This is a genomic window from Micromonospora sp. RTBAU3-60 (genome assembly GCF_054963695.1).
In genome coordinates this window covers 1-19,571 of sequence record NZ_JBUEGB010000028.1, presented here as the reverse complement: position 1 = coordinate 19,571, position 19,571 = coordinate 1, and the positions used below count along the sequence as shown (strand labels likewise).

The 19,571-nt window shown below is 65.2% G+C and carries 15 protein-coding genes and 4 pseudogenes; 9 read left to right on the top strand and 10 right to left on the bottom strand.

Going from position 1 to position 19,571, the window contains the following annotated elements; all coding sequences use genetic code 11:
* Positions 1-144: 144 nt before the first annotated feature.
* Positions 145-275: pseudogene (locus ACY34I_RS24480) on the top strand (DNA-binding response regulator); the annotation flags it as partial.
* On the opposite strand, the gene ACY34I_RS24475 reads toward ACY34I_RS24480, so the two are convergent.
* The 6 genes from ACY34I_RS24475 to ACY34I_RS24450 all read right to left on the bottom strand — a co-directional run bounded on the left by ACY34I_RS24475 (position 263) and on the right by ACY34I_RS24450 (position 7,473).
* A complete protein-coding gene (locus ACY34I_RS24475; protein WP_462757369.1) occupies positions 263-859 on the bottom strand; it encodes a GIY-YIG nuclease family protein in 597 nt (198 codons plus the stop codon). The pseudogene ACY34I_RS24480 and the gene ACY34I_RS24475 sit on opposite strands and share 13 nt — an antisense overlap.
* Positions 860-880: 21 nt before the next feature.
* Positions 881-1,738, bottom strand: coding sequence for a YDG/SRA domain-containing protein (locus tag ACY34I_RS24470; protein WP_462757368.1), 858 nt, complete (start codon positions 1,736-1,738; stop codon positions 881-883).
* Between the two features lie 56 nt (positions 1,739-1,794).
* Positions 1,795-2,694, bottom strand: coding sequence for a phosphorothioated DNA-binding restriction endonuclease (locus tag ACY34I_RS24465; protein WP_462757367.1), 900 nt, complete (start codon positions 2,692-2,694; stop codon positions 1,795-1,797).
* Complete coding sequence (locus ACY34I_RS24460) at positions 2,691-5,774, bottom strand: DUF3427 domain-containing protein (RefSeq protein WP_462757366.1); 3,084 nt, start codon at positions 5,772-5,774, stop codon at positions 2,691-2,693. The genes ACY34I_RS24465 and ACY34I_RS24460 overlap by 4 nt, the downstream gene beginning before the upstream one ends.
* Before the next feature lie 663 nt (positions 5,775-6,437).
* Complete coding sequence (locus ACY34I_RS24455; protein ID WP_462757365.1) at positions 6,438-6,743, bottom strand: VOC family protein; 306 nt, start codon at positions 6,741-6,743, stop codon at positions 6,438-6,440.
* 595 nt (positions 6,744-7,338) lie between these two features.
* Positions 7,339-7,473 (bottom strand): hypothetical protein, encoded by a 135-nt coding sequence (locus ACY34I_RS24450; RefSeq protein ID WP_462757364.1) that lies wholly within the window; start codon positions 7,471-7,473, stop codon positions 7,339-7,341.
* A gap of 70 nt (positions 7,474-7,543) precedes the next feature.
* On the opposite strand from ACY34I_RS24450, the gene ACY34I_RS24445 reads away from it, so the two are divergent.
* A complete protein-coding gene (locus tag ACY34I_RS24445; RefSeq protein WP_462757363.1) occupies positions 7,544-8,323 on the top strand; it encodes a transposase family protein in 780 nt (259 codons plus the stop codon).
* 98 nt (positions 8,324-8,421) lie between these two features.
* Here ACY34I_RS24445 and ACY34I_RS24440 read toward each other — a convergent pair whose 3' ends face one another.
* From ACY34I_RS24440 to ACY34I_RS24425, 4 genes are read right to left on the bottom strand one after another with little or no spacing between them, the layout of a single operon-like run.
* On the bottom strand, positions 8,422-11,520 hold the full coding sequence (locus ACY34I_RS24440) for a type I restriction endonuclease subunit R (protein WP_462757362.1): 3,099 nt from the start codon (positions 11,518-11,520) through the stop codon (positions 8,422-8,424).
* Complete coding sequence (locus ACY34I_RS24435; protein ID WP_462757361.1) at positions 11,517-12,746, bottom strand: restriction endonuclease subunit S; 1,230 nt, start codon at positions 12,744-12,746, stop codon at positions 11,517-11,519. Before ACY34I_RS24435 ends, ACY34I_RS24440 begins: the two co-directional genes overlap by 4 nt.
* A complete protein-coding gene (locus tag ACY34I_RS24430) occupies positions 12,743-13,549 on the bottom strand; it encodes a hypothetical protein (protein ID WP_462757360.1) in 807 nt (268 codons plus the stop codon). Before ACY34I_RS24430 ends, ACY34I_RS24435 begins: the two co-directional genes overlap by 4 nt.
* The gene (locus tag ACY34I_RS24425) at positions 13,542-15,122 is read right to left on the bottom strand and encodes a type I restriction-modification system subunit M (RefSeq protein ID WP_462757359.1); all 1,581 of its coding nucleotides are present in this window, start codon (positions 15,120-15,122) and stop codon (positions 13,542-13,544) included. The genes ACY34I_RS24430 and ACY34I_RS24425 overlap by 8 nt, the downstream gene beginning before the upstream one ends.
* Positions 15,123-15,738: 616 nt before the next feature.
* On the opposite strand from ACY34I_RS24425, the pseudogene ACY34I_RS24420 reads away from it, so the two are divergent.
* From ACY34I_RS24420 to ACY34I_RS24390, 7 genes and pseudogenes are all read left to right on the top strand, one after another.
* Positions 15,739-16,431, top strand: a pseudogene (locus ACY34I_RS24420) (replication initiator); the annotation flags it as partial.
* A pseudogene (locus ACY34I_RS24415) lies at positions 16,431-17,195 on the top strand (replication initiator); the annotation flags it as partial. The pseudogenes ACY34I_RS24420 and ACY34I_RS24415, both read left to right, overlap by 1 nt.
* A gap of 116 nt (positions 17,196-17,311) precedes the next feature.
* Positions 17,312-17,782, top strand: coding sequence for a replication initiator (locus ACY34I_RS24410; protein WP_462757358.1), 471 nt, complete (start codon positions 17,312-17,314; stop codon positions 17,780-17,782).
* 241 nt (positions 17,783-18,023) lie between these two features.
* Positions 18,024-18,236 carry a hypothetical protein gene (locus ACY34I_RS24405; protein WP_462757357.1) on the top strand — a complete coding sequence of 71 codons (213 nt, stop codon included), beginning with the start codon at positions 18,024-18,026 and terminating at the stop codon, positions 18,234-18,236.
* A gap of 176 nt (positions 18,237-18,412) precedes the next feature.
* Entirely contained in the window at positions 18,413-18,775 is a 363-nt protein-coding gene (locus tag ACY34I_RS24400; protein ID WP_462757356.1) for a hypothetical protein, read from the top strand.
* Positions 18,776-19,060: 285 nt separating this feature from the next.
* Positions 19,061-19,519, top strand: coding sequence for a 30S ribosomal protein S16 (gene rpsP / locus ACY34I_RS24395; protein WP_189193898.1), 459 nt, complete (start codon positions 19,061-19,063; stop codon positions 19,517-19,519).
* Positions 19,494-19,571: pseudogene (locus ACY34I_RS24390) on the top strand (RNA-binding protein); the annotation flags it as partial. The gene rpsP and the pseudogene ACY34I_RS24390, both read left to right, overlap by 26 nt.

The following is a 19,571-nucleotide window of genomic DNA, read 5'->3' as shown; positions in this document are numbered from 1 at the left end:
ACGCCGACACTGCTCACCACCCGCCGGCCAGCCCAATCCGGCCCTGGAACTCAGCCGCAGTTGCCCCATCGCTACTGACATGCCGGGCGGGTTCGGTGGCCCCGCACGGCCGCAGCCCAGAGTGGTCACAGCTATCGACGTGAGCTGCAGGCAGCGCTCGCGGCCCGAGTCGAGATGCCGGGGCTGCCGATCCTCGTGCTGTCCCAACACGTCGAGCAGCTGTACGCGCGGGAGCGCTCGCAGCCCGGGGCGGGGGAGGTGCCTATTTGCTCCGCTCCACCGGCAGCAAACGAGCTTGCGTCCGTTGAGCGGCGCGAAGTGCGGACAGCTGGCCGTGGAAGGAGCTGTGGCGATTCTGGTCGAGGTTGAGCGGCAACACGCATGAACGGATCAATTCCTCCTCAAGCTTCCACGGCTGATCCGTCTCGGCCCAGACTACTTGGGCGTGCTCGGCCATCCAGGCGGTGAGCCGCTGCTCGCCCTCTCGGCCAAATGTCAGCCGCTTCCCGCTACCGACCCTCCGCAGTCCGATTCCCAGTTCGTCGGCGAGAAGCGAACCCAGCGTCAGGCGCAGGGTCGACCCGGCCGCGTTGCCCCGGTAGTGATAGCGGATTCGGCTGCGGATCGTCTGCCGACTCGCGGGGCGCCCGTTACCAGGTGGTGCCTTCGGCGAGATACCCACGTAAAGCAGCACCGCCCCACCCTGCTTGTGGCACGCGGCGATCGGCACCAGGGGTGGCGGCGACGTGAAGTACCAGGCGTAGACACCAGGAACCGCAGGTATCGGACAGTCCCGTCCACGGATCTCCTCAGCCCGGTAAAGCCGGGAGGGACGAAGCAATGCCTGCTCTGGAGGCACGAGCACTTCTCGTCGGTCCTGTTACGAGTGCAGCGATGCACGGTAGGCGAGGTGGCTATGGGCGAGATTGTGCTCGGCGACCATTCGCAATGCTCCCACTTGCCGTCCTGTTGCTGTGTCGAAAACCTCAAGCTGTTCGCCGAGCCGGATGGCCCCTGTCGTGAAAAGGACGTGGTGGTTAGGACAGAGACAGAGGACGTTGTCGAACGAGTCGGGACCGTTGTGCGGGCGACCCAGGGCGCGAACGTGCGCGGCCTCGGCGTAGGGGCCTGCGGGGGTTTCTAGCCTGGTGCCGCAGATCTGGCAGCGGTAGTCGTAGAGCTCCTTGATCTTGTGTGCGAGGGCGTTGCTGCGGACCAGGCGTTGAATCACCGCCGGGACATGGGATGCTGTCCCGGCAACTTCCGTGGCCGGCGGCCGGTCGACGTTGTCGAGGCTGACCAGCCGAAACCTCCAGATGCGGAAGCCGTCTTTGCCCTCCGTGCGCCAGTGATCGACCACGCGGAAGAGTCCGTCATAGCGGAAGCCGGCCGGTGGCGAGTAGGAAGGGTCTCCGCCGGCACCGCGGATCACGCGTACAGGGTTGCCCTCAAGCTGGTTGCGCGCCAGGCCGGCGTTGCCGAGGGTGAGTTCCTGGTGGGCGACTTGCCGCTTGCTGGAGGAGTCATTGCCCCCTTGCCCGGTGTATAGGATCTCGTCGCCGTAGTCCACGTCGTCGACGTAGCCCCCCGACACGACGATGGACTCGGCACCGTCTTTGCCGCCGCAGATCCCGCCCTGAAGTGGCCGGTGGACCCCTGTAGCAGCCAGCTGTGCTCGATTGGGAAACGCCGACCCAACGGGATAGCCGGGGATCTCTCCGTAAGTCCGCCCACTCATGCCGGCACCGTAAACCATACGGCCAACAAGATCGATAGGGCAGAGAGCCATGGCCTCTATCCATTCAGCGGTTCGCCCTTGAACACCTCCCGCCGGTGCCAGGAGACATGTTCGGCTGCCGGGACCGGGGTGCCGGGACGGGGCCGCAGCACCCGGCCGTGCAGGTCGTACACCATACGCCCGACACCTGTCCGAGCGGTGAAAGCGGTCGAGACGTGTATGCGCAGGTCTGTATCAATGCCGAGGGCGCCGAAGTCGAAGAGCTTGTGGTGCAGTACGCACAGCGCGAGGCCGTTGTCGAGGCTGTCCGGGCCCTCGAAGGCCCACCACCGCACGTGTGCCGCCTCGACCCCGACGGAGGCACTGAGGAGCTGGCCGTCGTACCCGCAGAAGGCGCACTGCCGGTCCCATGCCTGAAGGACGGCAAGCCGCCACGAGGCGTCCCGGCGACGAACGGTGGCGGGCGCCGGGCCGGGGGCGTGCAGGATATCGTCGGGGTCCAGTCCTGCGGCAGCGAGGACGTCCGGAGCGATGGTCGGCGGAAAGTGTCCCTCCACCAGGGCGCGCGCAGCCATTCTCAGCAATTCAGGATCCTGCCGCAGAGCCGCCTCGATCGGAGCGGACAGTCTGCCCACCACGTCGTGAGTCCTCAACGGGCCGACTAGATCCATCGGCACGTCGCGGTCGAGCGTCCATACGCCGTCGCTGCGCAGGTGGGTAAATGGATAGGCCGCGCTCTGTGCACGACCCGTCTTTGCGGCGGGACCGAACTCGGCGATCAGTTCGCTCAGTCGCGACTCCGCCTCTGACCAGGGCAGTTCGCTTGAACCGTTGCGGGAGAGGTGTGCGAGGGCCAGCAGCACCAGTAGCGGCTTGTGTGGTGCACGCCGCCCGTGGCGTTGATGGAGGCGGAGCGAGGACAGCCGGTTCAGTACCTCCTGACGGGTGGACGTCATGCAGCGATCGCCCGGGCGGCGGAAAACATATCGGCGGGGAGCGCATGCACGAGTTCCCAGATGATGCGCATCGGCCGGTCGCCGGTGTGCTCCTGGTACGTCATCGGCCCGGCGTATAGGTAGGCCGGCACTCCCAGAGCGCCGTCGGCGACCTTCGTCTCTCGGACGAACAAGTGCACCGTCGACCCCAGCTTCTCGTGGTTGATGTAGCGCTGCCCGGTCGCCGAGGCCGACGACGTCGTGCTCTGCGATTCCCATTGGAAGAGGCGGTCGGTGATGGCCCGGTCGGCGTACATGGTGGTGGGGGAATAGTGCTGCTCGGACTTGACCAGGGTGACGAAGAAGAGGTCGGCCTGCTCGTTTGGCAGCCACTTCACGCCTTCCCGCAGCGAGCCGGGGTTCGGCATGCCAAAGGCGGCGCACGCCTCGTTGCGGCTGTAGCGGGCGTGCACCCGCAGCGGCAGCCGCTCGGACTCCGGCTCCGGCGTGACCCGGTGGATGCGATCCCGCAGCACGTCGGCAACCTGGCGCAACTCCGCGCATCGCGCCGGCTGCGCCCACAGCCGCTTGAGCCGTGCATCGCGCTCCGTCAGCGGCACCGACGGTCCCCACAGGCTGAAATGCAGCATGTCCAGCAGCCGTCCGCTGCCGGGCTGTTCGCCACTCGCGACCCGAGCGAGTAGGTCTAGCCGGTCGACGTCGTCGATGTGCACCATCCGTCCGATGGCCCGGCCGAGCTCGCGGTCGTCGGGGCCGCCGGTCGAGGTGTCGATGCCCGCAAGGCGCCGCAGCCCGACCCACCCGCCGATGCTGGCCGGCCGGTAGACGTCTTCGATTTCCAGGCCGGTCTCGTGTAGGAACTCGGCCAGGCTCACGTCACCGAGCTGCCGCAGCTCTGCCACCAGGCCGTTCTTCGAGGTTGGCAGGGCCGACTTCAGGTTGGCGAGCACGATCTCCTTTGCGACCCGGTCCAGCTCGATGTGGCAGCCACTCGGCAGCGACGGGAAATCATCTCGTACCGCGGCCTCGACAGCCCGCCGGCTGACGCCAGCCAGGGCCCGCCACCGCAGGTCGAAGCGGAAGTTGGCGTGCTGCCCGCCGATGAAGTCGAGCACGGTCAGGCACGCCTTGTCGTCGTCCAAGCGCAGGCCACGGCCGAGCTGCTGGAGGAAGATGGTGGCGCTCTCGGTGGGGCGCAGCATGAGAATCGTGTCGACCATCGGCAGGTCAACGCCTTCGTTGAACAGGTCGACGGTGAACAGGACCCGCAGCTCACGCTTGCGGAAGCGGTCGATGAGCGCGTGCCGGCCGGCGCGATCGACCCGCGAGGTCACCGCCGCCGACGGCACGCCGTGCCGGGTGAACCAGTCCGCCATGAACTCGGCGTGCCCGATACTGACACAGAACCCGAGCGCCCGCATTCGCCCCACGTCGACGGTGTCGCGGACCGCCCGCACGATCATCTTTGCGCGCGCGTAGTTGCCGTTGTATACGCCGTCCAGCTCGGCTGGGTCGTACCCTTGTCCGCGTTTCCAGCGCAGCTGCGACAGGTCGACGTCGTCGTGCAGCCCGAAATACTGGAACGGCGCCAGCAACTGTCGCTCGAGGGCCTCCCACAGGTGCAGCTCCACCGAGGCGCGGCCGTCGAACCACCGCCGTACGTCGCCGCCGTCGCTCCGCTCGGGGGTCGCGGTCAGCCCCAGCAGTACGCGCGGGCGTAGCCGTTCCAGCAGCCGGCCATACGTCGGCGCTTCGGCGTGGTGAAACTCGTCGACGATCACCATGTCGTATGCCTCAGGGTGGAGATCCTCCTCGCTGAGCCGGTGCAGCGACTGAATCGAGGCGAAGACGTACCTCCAGTCGGTCGGCCTCTCGCCGCCGACGAGGGTTTCGCCGAAGCTGCCGCCCCCCACAACCTGCCGGAACAACGACCGGCTCTGCCGCAGGATCTGCTCCTGATGCGCGACGAAGAGCAGCGAGTCGACGTGGCCGGCCTTGCGGAGCCGCCGGTAGTCCAGCGCCGCCACCACGGTCTTCCCGGTGCCGGTCGCCATCACCACCAGGTTCCGCCAGCGGCCGTGCACCAGCCGCTCGGCGTCCAGGTCGTCGAGGATCTCCTGCTGGTACGGGAACGGCCGGACGTCCAGGTTCGCAATCTCGGTCGGCGCCTGGTCGCCGCGCTCGCCGCGCAGGGCGAAGCGCAGCCGGTCGGCGTCCTTCGCCGGGTCGTACGTCTCGAAGGCGGAGTCGTTCCAGTAGTCGGTGAACGTCGCCTCGAAGGTGTCAATGACGTGCGGCTGCTCCAGGTTTGAGATCCGCACGTTCCACTCCACGCCGTCGACCAGCGCGGCCTTCGACAGGTTCGACGAACCGACATAAGCGGTGGTGGTGCCGTTGTTGCGGCGGAACAACCAAGCCTTGGCGTGCAGCCGGGTGGTCCTCGTCTCGTAAGAGACCTTGATGTCGGCGCCCAGTTCGGCGAGCCGGTCCAGGGCCCGCTGGTCGGTGGCGCCCATGTACGTCGTGGTGATGACGCGCAGCCGGCCGCCGCGGGCGATCAGGTCGCGAATAGCCGGCTCCATGATGCGCAGGCCGTGCCACTTGATGAACGCGCAGAGAAGGTCGACCTCGTCGGCGGAGGCCATCTCGTGGGTGACCTCGTGACCGATGCGGGGCTGGTGACGGCCGTTGACGAGCAGCGCGCCGGTGGAGAGCGGGGTGGTGGGGCGTACCGGGAAGGCGGGTACAGCGGGCGCCGTCGGTGGGGCAGCGATGGCGTTTAGCAGGCGCTGAGCGTCTGCGACCTGATCGCCGCTGCCGACGGCGCGCGGCTCGGCCTCGGCGATGCTCTCGGCGATCCGGTTGGCTAGCTCGACCTGGCGGCCGAGCTTGTCGTCGCCACCGCCTACGACGAGCAGCGCGCGGCGGGCAAGGTTCGCGATGTGCCGGGCGAGCACGTCGTGGGCATCGGCTGGGTCGAGCTTGGCCTGCTGGACCAGGGCGGAGTCGACGTGCTGGAGCCGGTCGGCGAGTTCGCGGGTAATCAGATGCTCGTATATGCCGCGCTCAAGATCCGTCACGCCACGAAGCTAGCTGGCCAGACGCCATCTTGCCGCCCCCTACTGACTATCAACCTAGGATTCGCAACGGCAAGCAACCGCAGGGCGCAATGCTGTCTTTCGCCCTCAGCGAGTGGTCGCTTCAATTCGAAGCATCGAGGCCGGCAAGTTCGGCGCGCAGGAGTGGATCCATGCCCGGGTCTGCCCTATGACATATGGTTTAGGAAACCGATGCTCTATCCCCTGAGCTACAAGGGCGCGAGGCCCTAGGGTACCTGCCAGCGGTTAGCCACGAGTGCTCAGGAGGGCCCAGCCGCGCCCACCGCTGTCACCCGCCGTTGCTCCGACCGCTGGAGCACACACCGAGCAAGCGATCATCGCCCAGCAACCGTCGATACCCCCTGCCGCCCGACCATGACCAGAGCTACCCTCGCCTGTCTAGGACTCACCGAGCACATTCCGAGGGTTGCCACCGATGCGACAGCCCGTCCCCGCGGCAGGATTTCGGAGAACAGGCGCCCTTCGGACCAAGGATCAGAGGGTCTGGTTCGGGAGCCATACGTGGGAGCCGCCGGGACAGACCGAGCCGGACGAGGCCGGACCGATTCAGCCGCCCAGAGTGCAGTGACCAGAGTGGCGCGGACGGTGCCGGACGGCTGCGGAGTCGTCTTGGGAATCTACGGATCAGAAGGCGGGTCCAGAGTCTCCACCAGGCGCCCATCCGATACCTGCACCACGCAGCTGGCTGACCATCGCGTCCAGGTGGACCACTCGGAAGTTGAGTGACCAGGAGTGCTCAGGACCGCCGAAGTGTTCGGAGTCCGCCGACATGGCGGCCAGGACGGTCGGGCCGGACTGCTGCCACCATGAGGAAACGTCGTACGACTCTGGCGCGAGATCAACGCCGAGGTGGGTGGCGTACCAGTGATTGATTCGGTCAGGGTCGTTGGCGCGGAAGAAGACCCCGCCGATGCCGGTAACCCGTTCCACAGCCCCTCCTTTATCCAAGACGCGATCTTGTCCACTTCCCAGGCTACGAGCCCGTCCAGGTGACCCCAGCACGTCGCAATCTGCCGCCATCGCACGATCGCCGACCATGATGCGACACCGAGGTAAGCGGGGTGGCAGTCCACGGCGGACGCTCCTACGGATCAGAAGGCTAGGGGTTCGAGTCCCTTGGGGCGCACAAATGCTCAAGGCTGTGACCAGCAGTAATGCCCGCCTTGATTCGTTCTGCTCCTCGTGACGGATCTTCCCGGCACTTGGAACCTAGTGCTCCGATAGTGCTCCTATTTCACGAACCCCTGATGGCGCCGCGTCGTGGATTGTGTTGGCGGGACCACGGGCGGGGGCCGTGGTCGGCGACACGGTGAACGGTCAGCGATCTGCGGGTGGCAGGATCTTGATCAAATCGGGCTGCGTTGGGGAGGCGCGGGCCCGGCCTTGCCGCCTCTGGGAGGCGATACGACTAGACCGGGCGCGTTGATGAGGCGTGACGTTGCCGGCATGGTCAAGCCGGCTGTGACCCGAGCGGTCCTCATTGTCGGCACGTGCAGCTGCGGCACTGGCGGAGCCTGCGGCAGTCTCAGCGGGCCGTCTTCGTCGCCCGCTTGCGGGGCGGCGTCAACAGCTCGGCGATCGCGGCGATCGCGGACGGCACCAGGCTGAGCCTTTCCAAGCTGATCTTGCAGCTCATGGTGGGTGCAGGCAGCCCGAACATCGATGAAGGCGAGGCTCCAGGTGAGACAGCAGTCGACCAAGATCCGATGCCCCGACCGGGAGCCTCGCCTGTGCTGTCTTACCCCTCCACGATCCCGCTGTCCAGCCGGACCCTGAACCACCTCGCCGACCTCATCCGAGCGCACCGTAACCAGCGCCGCTGCCGATGGCGGCGCCTCACGCCGGGCCGGCAGGCGCTGCTCGCCCTGGCCCACCTGCGCAACGGTGACACCTACACCCGGCTCGCTGCCGGGTTCGAGATCGGTGTCGCCACGGCCTGGCGCTACGTGCAGGAAGCGATCAAGCTGCTCGCCGCGGTCGCCGAGGACCTGGCCACGGCGATGCGGCGCATCCGACGCCTGGCGTACGCGATCCTGGACGGCACGTTGATCCCGATCGACCGGATCGCCGACCAGAAGCCGTACTACTCCGGTAAACACAAGCGGCACGGCGTGAACGTGGTCATCGCCGACGCCGCCGGCCGGCTCGTGTGGGCCTCACCGGCACTGCCGGGCTCGGCGCACGACCTCACCGCCGCCCGCGCCCACGGCATCATCGACGCGCTGACCAGCGCGCAGGTAATGACCTTCGCCGACAAGGGCTACCAGGGCGCCCGCGGCAGCGTGCGCACCCCGTTCAAGCGGCGCCGGTTCAGGCCGAGGCTGTCGCGCCGGCAGAAGACGATCAACCGGGCGCACGCAAAAATCCGCGCCCGCGGCGAACGGGCCATCGCCACGCTCAAGACCTGGAAGATCCTGGCCAAGCTGCGCTGCTGTCCACGCCGAGCGACGACGATCGTGCAGGCCATCCTCGCTCTACACCACGTCGAGACCAACCGCTACGCAGGATGAAAAGGGCTCAATCGTCTCTCGCGCCTGGATTATCGCCAGGGAACAAACTGCCTGCGCAGAAAAGCGATCCACTCCGCGTGGGCGGCGGTCAACGCCTTCTATTCGTCGCCTCCGCCAGGGCTCAGGCCAAAGAACCGATCGAAGAACGCACCGAGCTTGGTTAATACACGTTGCTTCTTCTCACCGTGACCGCCGTCCTGAGAGAAGCGCGACACTGGTGGAAGCACCTTTGTGATCGCGGTACCGGCGGTTTTGATCTCGCCATCTCGGAATGCCGTCTTAATGAAGGCGCGGGTCTCGTCGGGCTTGAGGTTCTCGTCCTCGATGATCGCGTTGAGCTCCTCGGCGCGACGCTTGGCGACGTAGGCCGCCCACTCCTCGTCGAGGTCGCCGGTGGCCGAGATGGAGTCGACGAAGTCCTCGACCAGGTCCTTCTTGTTGCGGAGGCTCGGGCTGGCGTCGATAGCGTGCGAGATGGTCGCCCGGATCTCGCGGTCCTCGCCGTCTCCCCTGGCCTCTCGATACTTCTGGACCAGCATGAGGATGTAGTCGACGTTGATCTCGACCTGCTTGATCAGCTCGATCTCGAAGACGACGTCCTCGACGATCGACTCCTTCTCGCCAGTGGCGTCCTTCTTGAACTCGGCGTAGAGGTCGAGGTAGACGCTGCGGTAGTCCTGACCCTGGCGATCGGTCAGGATCTCGTTGCCGGCGAAGTCGTCGAACGAGGTCAAGATGTTCTGCAGTCGCAGGATCTGGCCGAATAGGGCGATGAACGCCTTCTGGGCCGACTCCCCAATGAGCGGCTGGCCAAGCGGGAACTGCTCCAGCAGCTCCTGGACCTTCTCGGCGTACTCGTCGTAGTACTCGGCGTACGGCTTGAGCAGCACGATGCCCTTGGCGTCCTTGTTGCCGAACAGCGCGATGGCGTCGTTGGTCTCTTCTTCGAGGTCACGGAAGCTGACGATGTTGCCGTAGGTCTTGACCGAGTTGAGGATGCGGTTGGTACGTGAGTAGGCCTGGATGAGGCCGTGGTTGACCAGGCGCTTGTCGACGAAGAGCGTGTTGAGGGTCGTGGCGTCGAAGCCGGTCAGGAACATGTTGACGACGATGACGAGATCGATCTCGCGGTTCTTGAGCCGCAGCGACAGGTCCTTGTAGTAGTTCTGGAACCTGTCGCTGGACGTGTCGAAGCTCGTGCCGAACATGGCGTTGTAGTCCTGTATCGCGGCTTCCAGGAAGTCACGCGATGACCGGTCGAGGTTTCCGGTCTCGAAGCCCTCGTCGTCGAGGTAGTCGTCGCCGACCGCTTCGTTGGCGGCGTAGGAGTAGATGATGCCGACCTTGAGTTTTCGGTCTGGCGTCAGCTCAGCCTGCTGCTCCTTGAAGCGGGTGTAGTAGCGCTTGGCGGCCTCGATCGAGGCGGTCGCGAACAGCGCGTTGAAGCCATGGACGCGACGCTCACCCAGCGAGTAGTGCTCCGAGCGACGGGTCTTCTGGTCGAAGTGCTCCAGCGTGTAGTCGACGACCTTATTCAGCCGCTCCGGTGCGAGAAGCGCCTTCTCGGTGTCGATCGCGGAGACCTGGGCGTCGATGACAGTGCCCACCCGGATGGTGTTGACGTAGTCGATGCGGAACGGCAGGACGTTCTTGTCGCTGATGGCGTCGACGATCGTGTAGGCGTGGATCGCCATTTGGTGGCCCTCGGGCGGGCAGTTCGTCGGGTCGCCGTGCAGGAAGCAGCCGAAGGCCTGAGCGGTGGTGCGCAGCTTCGGGTTGCCGCTGGTGCCGGCGTTGACGGCAAAGATTGGCGTGCCCGTGAAGCCGAAGAGGTTGTAGCGCTTGAAGGCCTTGGTGATCGCGGAGTGCATGTCGCCGAACTGCGATCGGTGGCACTCGTCGAAGATGATCACCACGTGGCCGCCGAAGATGGCGTGCCCCTTGTTGGCCGGCGCGTTGATGAAGGTCGCAAGCTTCTGGATCGTGGTGATGATGATCCGGGCGTTCGGGTCCTCAAGCTGGCGCTTCAGCACCGCAGTCGAGGTGTTGGAGTTGGCAGCGCCCTTCTCGAAGCGGTCGTACTCGCGCATGGTTTGGTAGTCGAGGTCCTTGCGGTCGACTACGAACAGCACCTTCTCGACGCTCGGCATCCGGCTGGCCAGTTGGGCTGCCTTGAAGCTCGTGAGCGTCTTGCCCGAACCCGTTGTGTGCCAGACGTAGCCACCAGCCTTGAGCGTGCCGAGCTGCTTGTAGTTGGTGGAAATCTCGATGCGGCTCAGGATCCGCTCGGCAGCAACGATCTGGTACGGCCGCATGACGAGCAGCAGCTTGTCGGCTGTCAGGACGCAGTACTTGGTCAGGATGTTCAGCAGCGTCTGACGAGCGAAGAAAGTCTTGGCGAAAGCTGTCAGATCCCGGATTCGCTTGTTCTGGGCATCGGCCCACCACGATGTAAACTCGAAGGAGTTGCTCGTCTTGCGAGTCCGCTTCTTGCCCTTGCCATCCTCGATGTGCTGACGGCGTGTGGTGTTGCTGTAGTACTTGGTCAGCGTGCCGTTGCTGATGACGAAGAGTTGGATGTACTCAAAGAGGCCAGATCCTGCCCAGAAGCTGTCGCGCTGATAGCGGTCGATTTGGTTGAACGCCTCGCGGATGTCGACACCGCGGCGCTTGAGCTCGATGTGAACCATCGGAAGGCCGTTGACCAGCACGGTCACATCGTAGCGATTGGCGTGCTTGGCGCCGCCCTCGCCCGCGCCAATCTCGTACTGGTTGATGACCTGCAGACGGTTGTTATGGACATTCTTCTTATCAATGAGGCTGATGTTCTTGGTCGTTCCGTCGTCGCGCTTGAGGATCTGGACGTGATCCTCCTGGATGCGGGTTGTCTTCTCGGCGATGCCTTCGTTGGCTCCGGCGATCTTCTCGCTGAAGAACTGCTCCCACTCGGTGTCACTGAATCTGATGCTGTTCAGGAATTCGAGCTGCCTGCGAAGATTGGCAACGATCTCAGCCTCGCTGGTGATCGGGAGGTACTCGTAAGCCTGTCCGACCAGGAGCAGGATGAAGTCCTTCTCAAGCGCAGCCTCTGATTGGTAGGCCGTGGCAGCCGCAGAGTCTGGGATGAACTCTGCGACAACGGTGCTCTCGGCGCTGACAGCGATCGGGTCGTACTGACGTGCTGATGCCTCGCTCATGCCGCCAGCTCCTCGAAGGCGAGCAGCTTGTCGCGGTAGTACTCGTACTGCTTTCGACGAGCAACACGCTCGGCCCGCAGAGCCATCGACAACTCATTCGTTATTGCGTCGAACTTGTCGAGAGTGTCTACAGCACGTTGCTGCTGATCTAGCCTCGGAACCGGAACTTTGATAAGTTTGAGAACGTTCGCGTTGAACTGCGGCTGCGCGCCGGCGCCCACTAACGCGTTCGCTTGCGACCAATAGAGAGCGCTCTGAGCAAAATGCCAGTAGTAGGCTGGCAGCAATGTAGATTCGGGAAATCGGATACGGATCAAGAATGACGCATACACGGCCGGCTCCTCGGAATCGACAAGCATGGTCTTTCCGTAAGTTCCGCCGGTTCGTGCCACGAGTAAGTCGCCGGCCCGGACGAGGTATTCTCCGGCTGTAGCTGAAGACTCGACGAACCTCGCCCCGTCACGCGACAGTTTGCCGCGCTGCGTGATGTCAGTGATCCGGATGAATCGGAATTCGCCACGCTCCTGCGCTTTGGCTGTATACCCGTACTTGAACTCTGCCAGATCGCCAAGTGGGACCCACTCAGCGACGGGAATTTTAGAGGCAAGCAGCGAGTCCCTGTAGTAGGCATACTGACGCCGCCGTGCTTCCAGCTCCGTTTCCAGCTCTCGTCGCAGTTCCGACTCCAATGACGAGGAGAGATCCAAGATCCGCACGATCTCACGTTGCACCTCAAGAGGCGGCACGGGGACTCGCACCTTTGCCAGCTGCTTCGCCGAGACATCGATGACCTTCGTGCCAGTAGCGAGCGCCTTCTTCTGTGCGAAGAAAAGCTCCGACTGGAACCAATACGCGAGGTACTTCGGATCCTGGTGGTGCTTGATCACGGTGGCGTGGCCACCGGTCACGATCTGATCCTCACCCAGCCAAGCGACCGCCTTGCCAACGTCCTCAATGTTCTCGCTAGTATTGGTGATGATGATGTCGCCGGGTTGGACTTTCGCGAGCTTCGTTGCAGTTTCTGGGGTGACGAACGAGATAGTGCTGGTCGCCCAGATGCCGTAGTGCGTGTAAATCTGGCCGTAGTGGATCGCGCCGACACCCTCGCCTGTGAGATCCGCCTTTGGCATACCGTTACCACGCACGAGTTCTGCGATGTCACCAAGCAGTTCGAACTTGACCCCATTCGGAGCCAGTTCGTGGATTAGGTCGTCGATCCCGCTCATGACAAAGCTCTCTCTCCTGCGATCTCGTCGATATTGTCGACGCCCCATCCGAGTTCATCGATCGCCTTGGCAAAGACGTTGTCCCGATTGACTTCCTCAACAACGCCTAGGACAAGCTGAAGACAAGGCTTGAACTTCTTGAGCGCCTCGTCCTCGCTAGAGTTGCCGTGGATCACCTCGCTGAGCTCGCTGAATAGTTGATATCCGTTGGCGGAGAAGCGCTGCGGGATGATGTTCCGCCGCTCATTGACCTCCTGAAGCACATCTTTGAACGGACGCCGCTTTCCCCTAGGATTGGTAATCGCAATGTTGACAATCTCCGCGACCTCGAACGTGATAGATTCAAATATTTTGCGAAGGTAAATCATCGCACCAGCCCCTAGCTGGTCTTCGTATGCGAGTTGTGCGCGCCTCAGCAAATCAGCAAACGGTCCTGTAGTCGACCCGACTCGATCGGCGCGATCCCGTAAGTTTTCGGTGTATCGTTCGATCTGAACCGTCGGCGCCCGTTCGAATATGTCACCGTCACTTCGTAGCAGGAACCAGGCTTCCACCGACGCTCCACATGCAGTGCACTTCAGTGTGACGTCGATACTGACAGCCTGATCACCGATCCCGAGGCAGTAGAGCTCGTCTCCCGACTCGAAGGTGCGCTGGTCGCCACACTGCCTGCAATGGAAATTGTGGAAGACCCTACCGACCTTGATCTTCTTGTGCTTGCCCCAGCTGAGCCGACGATCATCAAGAAACCCCTCTACCTGTATTGGGGTAGGGTCTGGGGCCCTGGAAAGCACGTCAGACAACCGCATTTCCCCCTGCTTCCAGGTTGGCCACGATCTCATCGATAGCGGTTCGTAGCTCTACTTGGCGCGCCACAATCTGGGTGATCTCCGCATTGAGCTCCGCTATGTCGACGACCTGGCGAACATCCTCGGCCTCGACGTATGAGGATACCGAGATGTTGTATCCGTTGGCCGCTACGTTGGTGTTCGGCACGAGCTTGGCGAAGTGATCGGCATCCTCGCGGGCAGTGAAGGCATCAAGGATCTTCTGCTGGTTTGCCTCGCTGAGCTTGTTCTTGTTGCCAGGACGAACGGACTCGGCCGTGGCGTCGATGAACAGCACCGAATTGTCTTTCTTCGACTTCTTGAGCACGAGAATGCATGTCGCAATGGTCGTGCCGAAGAACAGGTCTGGCGGCAACTGGATCACAGCATCGACGTAGTTGTTGTCGATCAGGTACTTGCGGATCTTCTGCTCCGCACCGGCGCGGTACATGACGCCGGGGAACTGAACGATAGCAGCAGTGCCGTTGACCGCCAGCCAACTGAGCATGTGCATAGTGAAGGCGAGGTCCGCCTTGCTCTTCGGAGCGAGGATGCCGGCCGGCGCAAAGCGCGGGTCGTTGATCAGCAGTGGGTTGGCGTCACCCTCCCACTTGATCGAGTACGGCGGGTTGGAGACTATCGCCTCGAACGGCTCGTCGTCCCAGTGGGCCGGATCGATCAGGGTGTCGCCGTGCGCGAGGCTGAACTTCTCGTAGTTCACGTCGTGCAGGAACATGTTGATGCGAGCCAGGTTGTAGGTGGTCAGGTTGATCTCCTGACCGAAGAAGCCCTGGCGGACGTTCTCCTTGCCGAGCACCTTGGCGAACTTCAGTAGCAGCGAGCCCGAGCCGACGGCCGGGTCGTAGACCTTGTTCACGGACTTCTTGCCGACCACCGTGATGCGGGCGAGGAGCTCGGAGACCTCCTGTGGCGTGTAGTACTCACCACCAGACTTGCCGGCGTTCGCGGCGTACATCTGCATGAGGTACTCGTAGGTGTCGCCGAAGGCGTCGATGGTGTGGTTGTCGAAGCCGCCGAGGTTGAGGTCCCCGATGGCGTCGAGCAGCTTGACCAGCTTCTCGTTGCGCTTGGCCACCGTGTTGCCGAGCTTGGGGCTGTTGACGTCGAGGTCGTCGAACAGACCCTTGAGGTCGTCCTCGGAGTCAGTTCCCTTCGCCGATCCCTCGATGTGGCCGAAGATGCGCTCAAGCGTCTCGTTGAGGTTCTCGTCGTTGGCGGCCCGCTTGCGAACGTTGGCGAACAGCTCGCTCGGCAGGATGTAGAAGCCCTTCTCGGCGACCGTCTCCTTGCGCCCGAACTCCGCATGCTTGTCGCTCAGCTTGGCGTAGTCGAAGTGCTCGTCGCCGGACTTGCGTTCACCCTCGTTAATGTAGGCCGTGAGGTTCTCCGAGATGAAGCGATAGAAAAGGATGCCAAGGACGTAGCTCTTGAAGTCCCAGCCGTCGACGGAGCCCCGCAGGTCGTTGGCGATGCGCCATATGGTCTTGTGAAGCTCGGCGCGCTGTGCTTCCTTGGTCGCTGGAGCCACTACCACGTCACCACCCTCGTCTTGAGGTTGGTGGTGCAGGCTGTCATTAGGTGGCTCATCGTCAGGTCTCTCTCCTTCACGCCGGTGGCGTGTACTTAGTTCTACGGGTCCAGGCTCAACCTAGTAGGGGGGGTGCACCGACAGGTTCCTCAGGCCGCGCCGGAGGTACCACGAGTTCGTCGCCAGCGGGAGCTAAAAGCGTTCAACCTCCCCGGCGATCTGTCGTTCTCGTACGTCGATGGCCTGACTTGTTGGAGTGTCGGCGATGCGCCACAAGCTCCTCACCGCCATGATCGAACGCGCGACCGCCCAACGCAACGCCGTCACTGACGAGCACCGCGCCGTTACAGTACGCGGCCACCCGTCAATCGATCATTGACAGCCAAGCGTCCTCCGTCGCCCCGTACGCCGTCGACCCGCCCAACGGGGAGCGGGCCGGCACCGGGGCCGCCACTGACTCGCGGCCGCGACTAACTCCCCCACGCTGGCGGCTTCGGGGGCGGTCTGCTCGGCTCGCCCGGGTCGATGGCGGGCGGGGCAGCTCGCGCAACCACCCACGGCCGGTAACGCGCACGCGGGGTTGCTGCCCCGGGGCCCGAGCGCCCCCGCCGGAGGCATGTTCTTGACCCCGCGTACCGCGACCCGCCCGGCGGCGCGGCGTGGCTGCCACGCCGCGGGCTCGACCCCGGCCGGCCGGGCTGCCGGCGCCACACCCCAGCTCCGACGTCGTCGACCTGGCGGCCAGGGCTTCGCTGTCTGTTGTTCGCGCCAGCCGGCGGGCACGCCCGGCCATGATCGCCTCGGCCGCCCAGGCCGGGCGATCGCTGGCCCCCCGCTTCCGGCGGCGCGAGCGGCCCGTTCGGGCCGCCTTGATGGCGTCGACGCTGGACCTGACACCCCGAGCTTCGGCCCGGGGTGTGGGCTCGAACGCCGACGTCCCACCGTGTACGGCTACACCGCCGCCGGGGCCACGTTCGAACGCGCCACCCGACCGGACTACTTCGGCTGGCTCGAACACGTCCGCTCCGCCGCCGGCTGCACCCGACCCATCCGCCTCGCGGGCCAACTGCTCACCGTCGACCCGGCCACGGGCCGGGTCCTCGGCCAGCGGCACACCGACGGCATGCCCGATCAGGTCATCTACACCGCCCGCGGAAACCGCCGCGCCACCGTCTGCCCGTCCTGCGCCCAGATCTACCAGCGCGACGCCTTCCAACTCCTGCGCGCCGGCCTCATCGGCGGCAAGGGCGTCCCGGAATCGGTCGCCTCCCATCCGGCGGTGTTCCCCCACCTTCACCGCCCCGTCCTTTGGGCCTGTCCACACCCGGGTCGTCAAGCGGCACACCTGCGGCAACCGGCGACGCTGCGACTGCCGAGCCGAACCCTGCCACCCTCGCCGCGCCACCGATCCCACCGGCGGCCTCTGCCCCCACGGCCAGCCCCGCCGTCTGCTGGGCCCGCCACGAGCCAGGTAATGCCGTCCTCGGACGACCGTTGTGCCTGGACTGCTACGACCACGACCACCAAGTCGTCTGGAATCTGTTCTCCGGCGAACTGTGGCACCGCACCACGCAAGCCGCGGAACGCTGGCTGGCGAAGCTCGCCCGCCGTCGTGGCATCCCCCGCGTCGAGGTCGTCACCGCCACCGGCAAGACCCGCAAGGTCCCGCCGGTCCGGCTGTCGCCTGGGAAGGTCGCCGAGCTGCAAGCCCGGGGAGCGGTGCATTTCCACGCCATCGCCCGCCTCGACGGCGTCGACGGCCTGGAGCCCGACGTCGTCGTCCCGCCGCCGGCCGGGTTCACCGTCGACGACCTGGTCGACGCGTTCCGGCACGCTGCCGCACAGATCGCCTTTCACACCCCGCCGCATCCGGACCGGCCCGACGGGTGGCTGATCGCTTGGGGCGAGCAGCTCGACGTCCGCCCCATCACCACCGGCATCGGCGGGGACGTCACCGACGGCATGGTCGCCCGATACCTTGCCAAGTACGCCACCAAAAGCACCGAGGCCACCGGGCACACCTCCACCCGCCTCACCGCCGACTCGATCGAGGGCTACGCCGACCCCGACGGCGACCACACCGCCCGCCTCATCGACGCCTGCTGGCGCATCGGCCGACCCACTACCACCCCGGCCCCGCTGTCCGAGCGGCCCCGCGAGCCTCGGCCCCGGCCCGGCTTCGTCCAGCGATGGGAGTGCCCCGACTGCGGTACCCACACCCGCTCGCCGCCTGCCCCGTCTGCGTCGCCCACCGTCAAGCCAACCTTGACACCGAACCGACGAAACCGGCGACGGCCAACCCGTACGCGCGACTGCGGCGGTGGGCGCACATGCTCGGCTACGGCGGCCACTTCCTCACCAAAGGCCGCCGCTACTCGGTCACCTTCCAACTCCTGCGCGACACCCGCATCGCGTACCGCCGGCACGAGGACCAGGCCCACGAGCACACGCCCGCCAGCGGCCGACCAGCAGACCAGATCGGCGAGGACACCAGGCTCATCGTCGGCACCCTCACCTTCGCCGGCGTCGGCTGGCACACGCTCGGAGACGCCCTCCTCGCCAACACCGCCGCCGCCCTCGCCCGCGAAAGACGAACCACCGGGCCGCGAAGAACTCACCCACGAACTCAACACCACCCTCGCCGGCGCCCCGTCGCTTGATCGAACAGGAGTAAGGATTCTGACCTTGGACGACGAACTCATGACAGTTCCGGAGGTGCTTGGCGCGCTGGCTGCATCACGTCTCCCTGCCCCTGTCTAACCTCCAGGAAGCGGGGACCGTGAGGAATGCGCTCGATGTCCTAGCGGTGAAGCTCGACGGCAAGCCGGCTGCCGCGACGACCGCCCGCCGGAATCGGTCGGTGTTCTACAACGCACTCAGTACGCGGTCGAGCTCGAACAGTTGGAGTTCAACCCGATCGACAGGTTCCGCGTGCGGTCGCAACGCAAGAAGGTGGCCGAGGCCGTCGACCGTCGTGTGGTCGTCAATCAACGTCAGGCGCTGGAACTGCTGATCGCCGTCACCTACGTCGGTCAACGTGGGAAGGCGAAACGTGGCGAGCGCCTGGTCGCGTTCTTCGCCTGCCTGTACTTCGCCGCGCTCCGTCCGGGCTAGGGCTCCGGGAGCAGGACTGCGAGCTTCCAGAGCCGGGATGGGGTCGGCTGACACTGGCGAAGAGCCGCCCACATGCGGGCAAGCGGTGGACCGACAGCGGCCAAGTCCACGACGATCGTGGGCTGAAGCACCGGGCCGAGGACGAGCCGCGCGACGTCCCGATCCCGCCCACGCTGGTGAAGATCCTCGGGAAGCAAATCGAGCGGTTCGGAGTCGCTAAGGACGGCCGCCTCTTCCGCAGCGAGCGGGGCAACGTCGTTGCCGCCTCGACGTACTCCCGCGTGTGGGAGGAGGCACGCCGCTTGGCGCTGACTCCGCGTCAGGTTGACTCCCCGCTCGCCGGACGGCCGTACGACCTGCGGCACGCTGCCGTTTCGCTGTGGCTCAACGCTGGCGTTCCGGCAACCGAGGTCGTCGAGCGGGCCGGGCACTCCGTCGACGTCCTGCTCAAGGTCTACGCCAAGTGCGTCGACGGCGAGGAAGCCACGGTCAACCGCCGGGTCGATGAGGCGTTAGAGGACGTGGCCTGGCCCGTATGACTGCCAAGGCTCCGGATCTTGCATCGATGACCCTCGGTGACCCATCCGTGTGTTTCTGGTCACATCTGGGCTGTAGGGGTGACCCGTACCGCTCCGGTGTGAGAGATCCGGCCGGGATCTGGCAAAATGGGTCGCTGGTATCCGGCGCGCGTCCGGCGCCCTCTAACCCGGGCGCGTCGCCAGTTAACCGAGCAGTCTCCGGCCCAACCCCACTGTGCCGGTCGGCGCTCACCCGCCACACCGCCCGCACCGGGCCGGTGAGATCGCAACAGGAGCGAAACAACTGTGGCCGTAAAGATCCGGCTCCTGCGGATGGGCAAGATCCGCAACCCGCAGTACCGCATCGTCGTCGCCGACTCGCGCACCAAGCGTGACGGTCGCGCGATCGAGTTCGTCGGTGTGTACCAGCCGAAGGAAGACCCTTCGGTGATCGAGGTCAAGTCGGAGCGGGTCCAGTACTGGCTGTCGGTCGGCGCGCAGCCGAGCGAGGCCGTGCAGCGCCTGCTGGAGCTGACCGGTGACTGGCAGAAGTTCAAGGGCCTGCCGGCCCCGCCGCCGCTGAAGGTCGCCCCGGAGCGGGCCGACCGCAAGGCGGCGTACGAGGCCGAGGCGAAGGCCGCCGCCGGCGTTGCCGAGACCCCGGCGCCGGCCAAGAAGGCCGCCAAGGCTGCGGCTCCGGCCGCCGAGGCCGAGGCGCCGAAGGCCGAGGAGCAGACCGGTGTCGAGTCCGGCGAGCAGGCCTGACATGGCGCTTCGTCCCGCCCTGGAGCACCTGGTCAAGGGGATCGTCGACCAT

Excerpts from the sequence above, each read along its gene's own strand:
- ACY34I_RS24435 (WP_462757361.1), bottom strand. The coding sequence starts at position 12,746 with ATGAGCGGGATCGACGACCTAATCCACGAACTGGCTCCGAATGGGGTC.
- ACY34I_RS24440 (WP_462757362.1), bottom strand. The coding sequence starts at position 11,520 with ATGAGCGAGGCATCAGCACGTCAGTACGACCCGATCGCTGTCAGCGCC.
- ACY34I_RS24465 (WP_462757367.1), bottom strand. The coding sequence starts at position 2,694 with ATGACGTCCACCCGTCAGGAGGTACTGAACCGGCTGTCCTCGCTCCGC.
- ACY34I_RS24410 (WP_462757358.1), top strand. The coding sequence starts at position 17,312 with ATGGGAGTGCCCCGACTGCGGTACCCACACCCGCTCGCCGCCTGCCCC.
- ACY34I_RS24470 (WP_462757368.1), bottom strand. The coding sequence starts at position 1,738 with ATGAGTGGGCGGACTTACGGAGAGATCCCCGGCTATCCCGTTGGGTCG.
- ACY34I_RS24450 (WP_462757364.1), bottom strand. The coding sequence starts at position 7,473 with ATGTTCGGGCTGCCTGCACCCACCATGAGCTGCAAGATCAGCTTGGAA.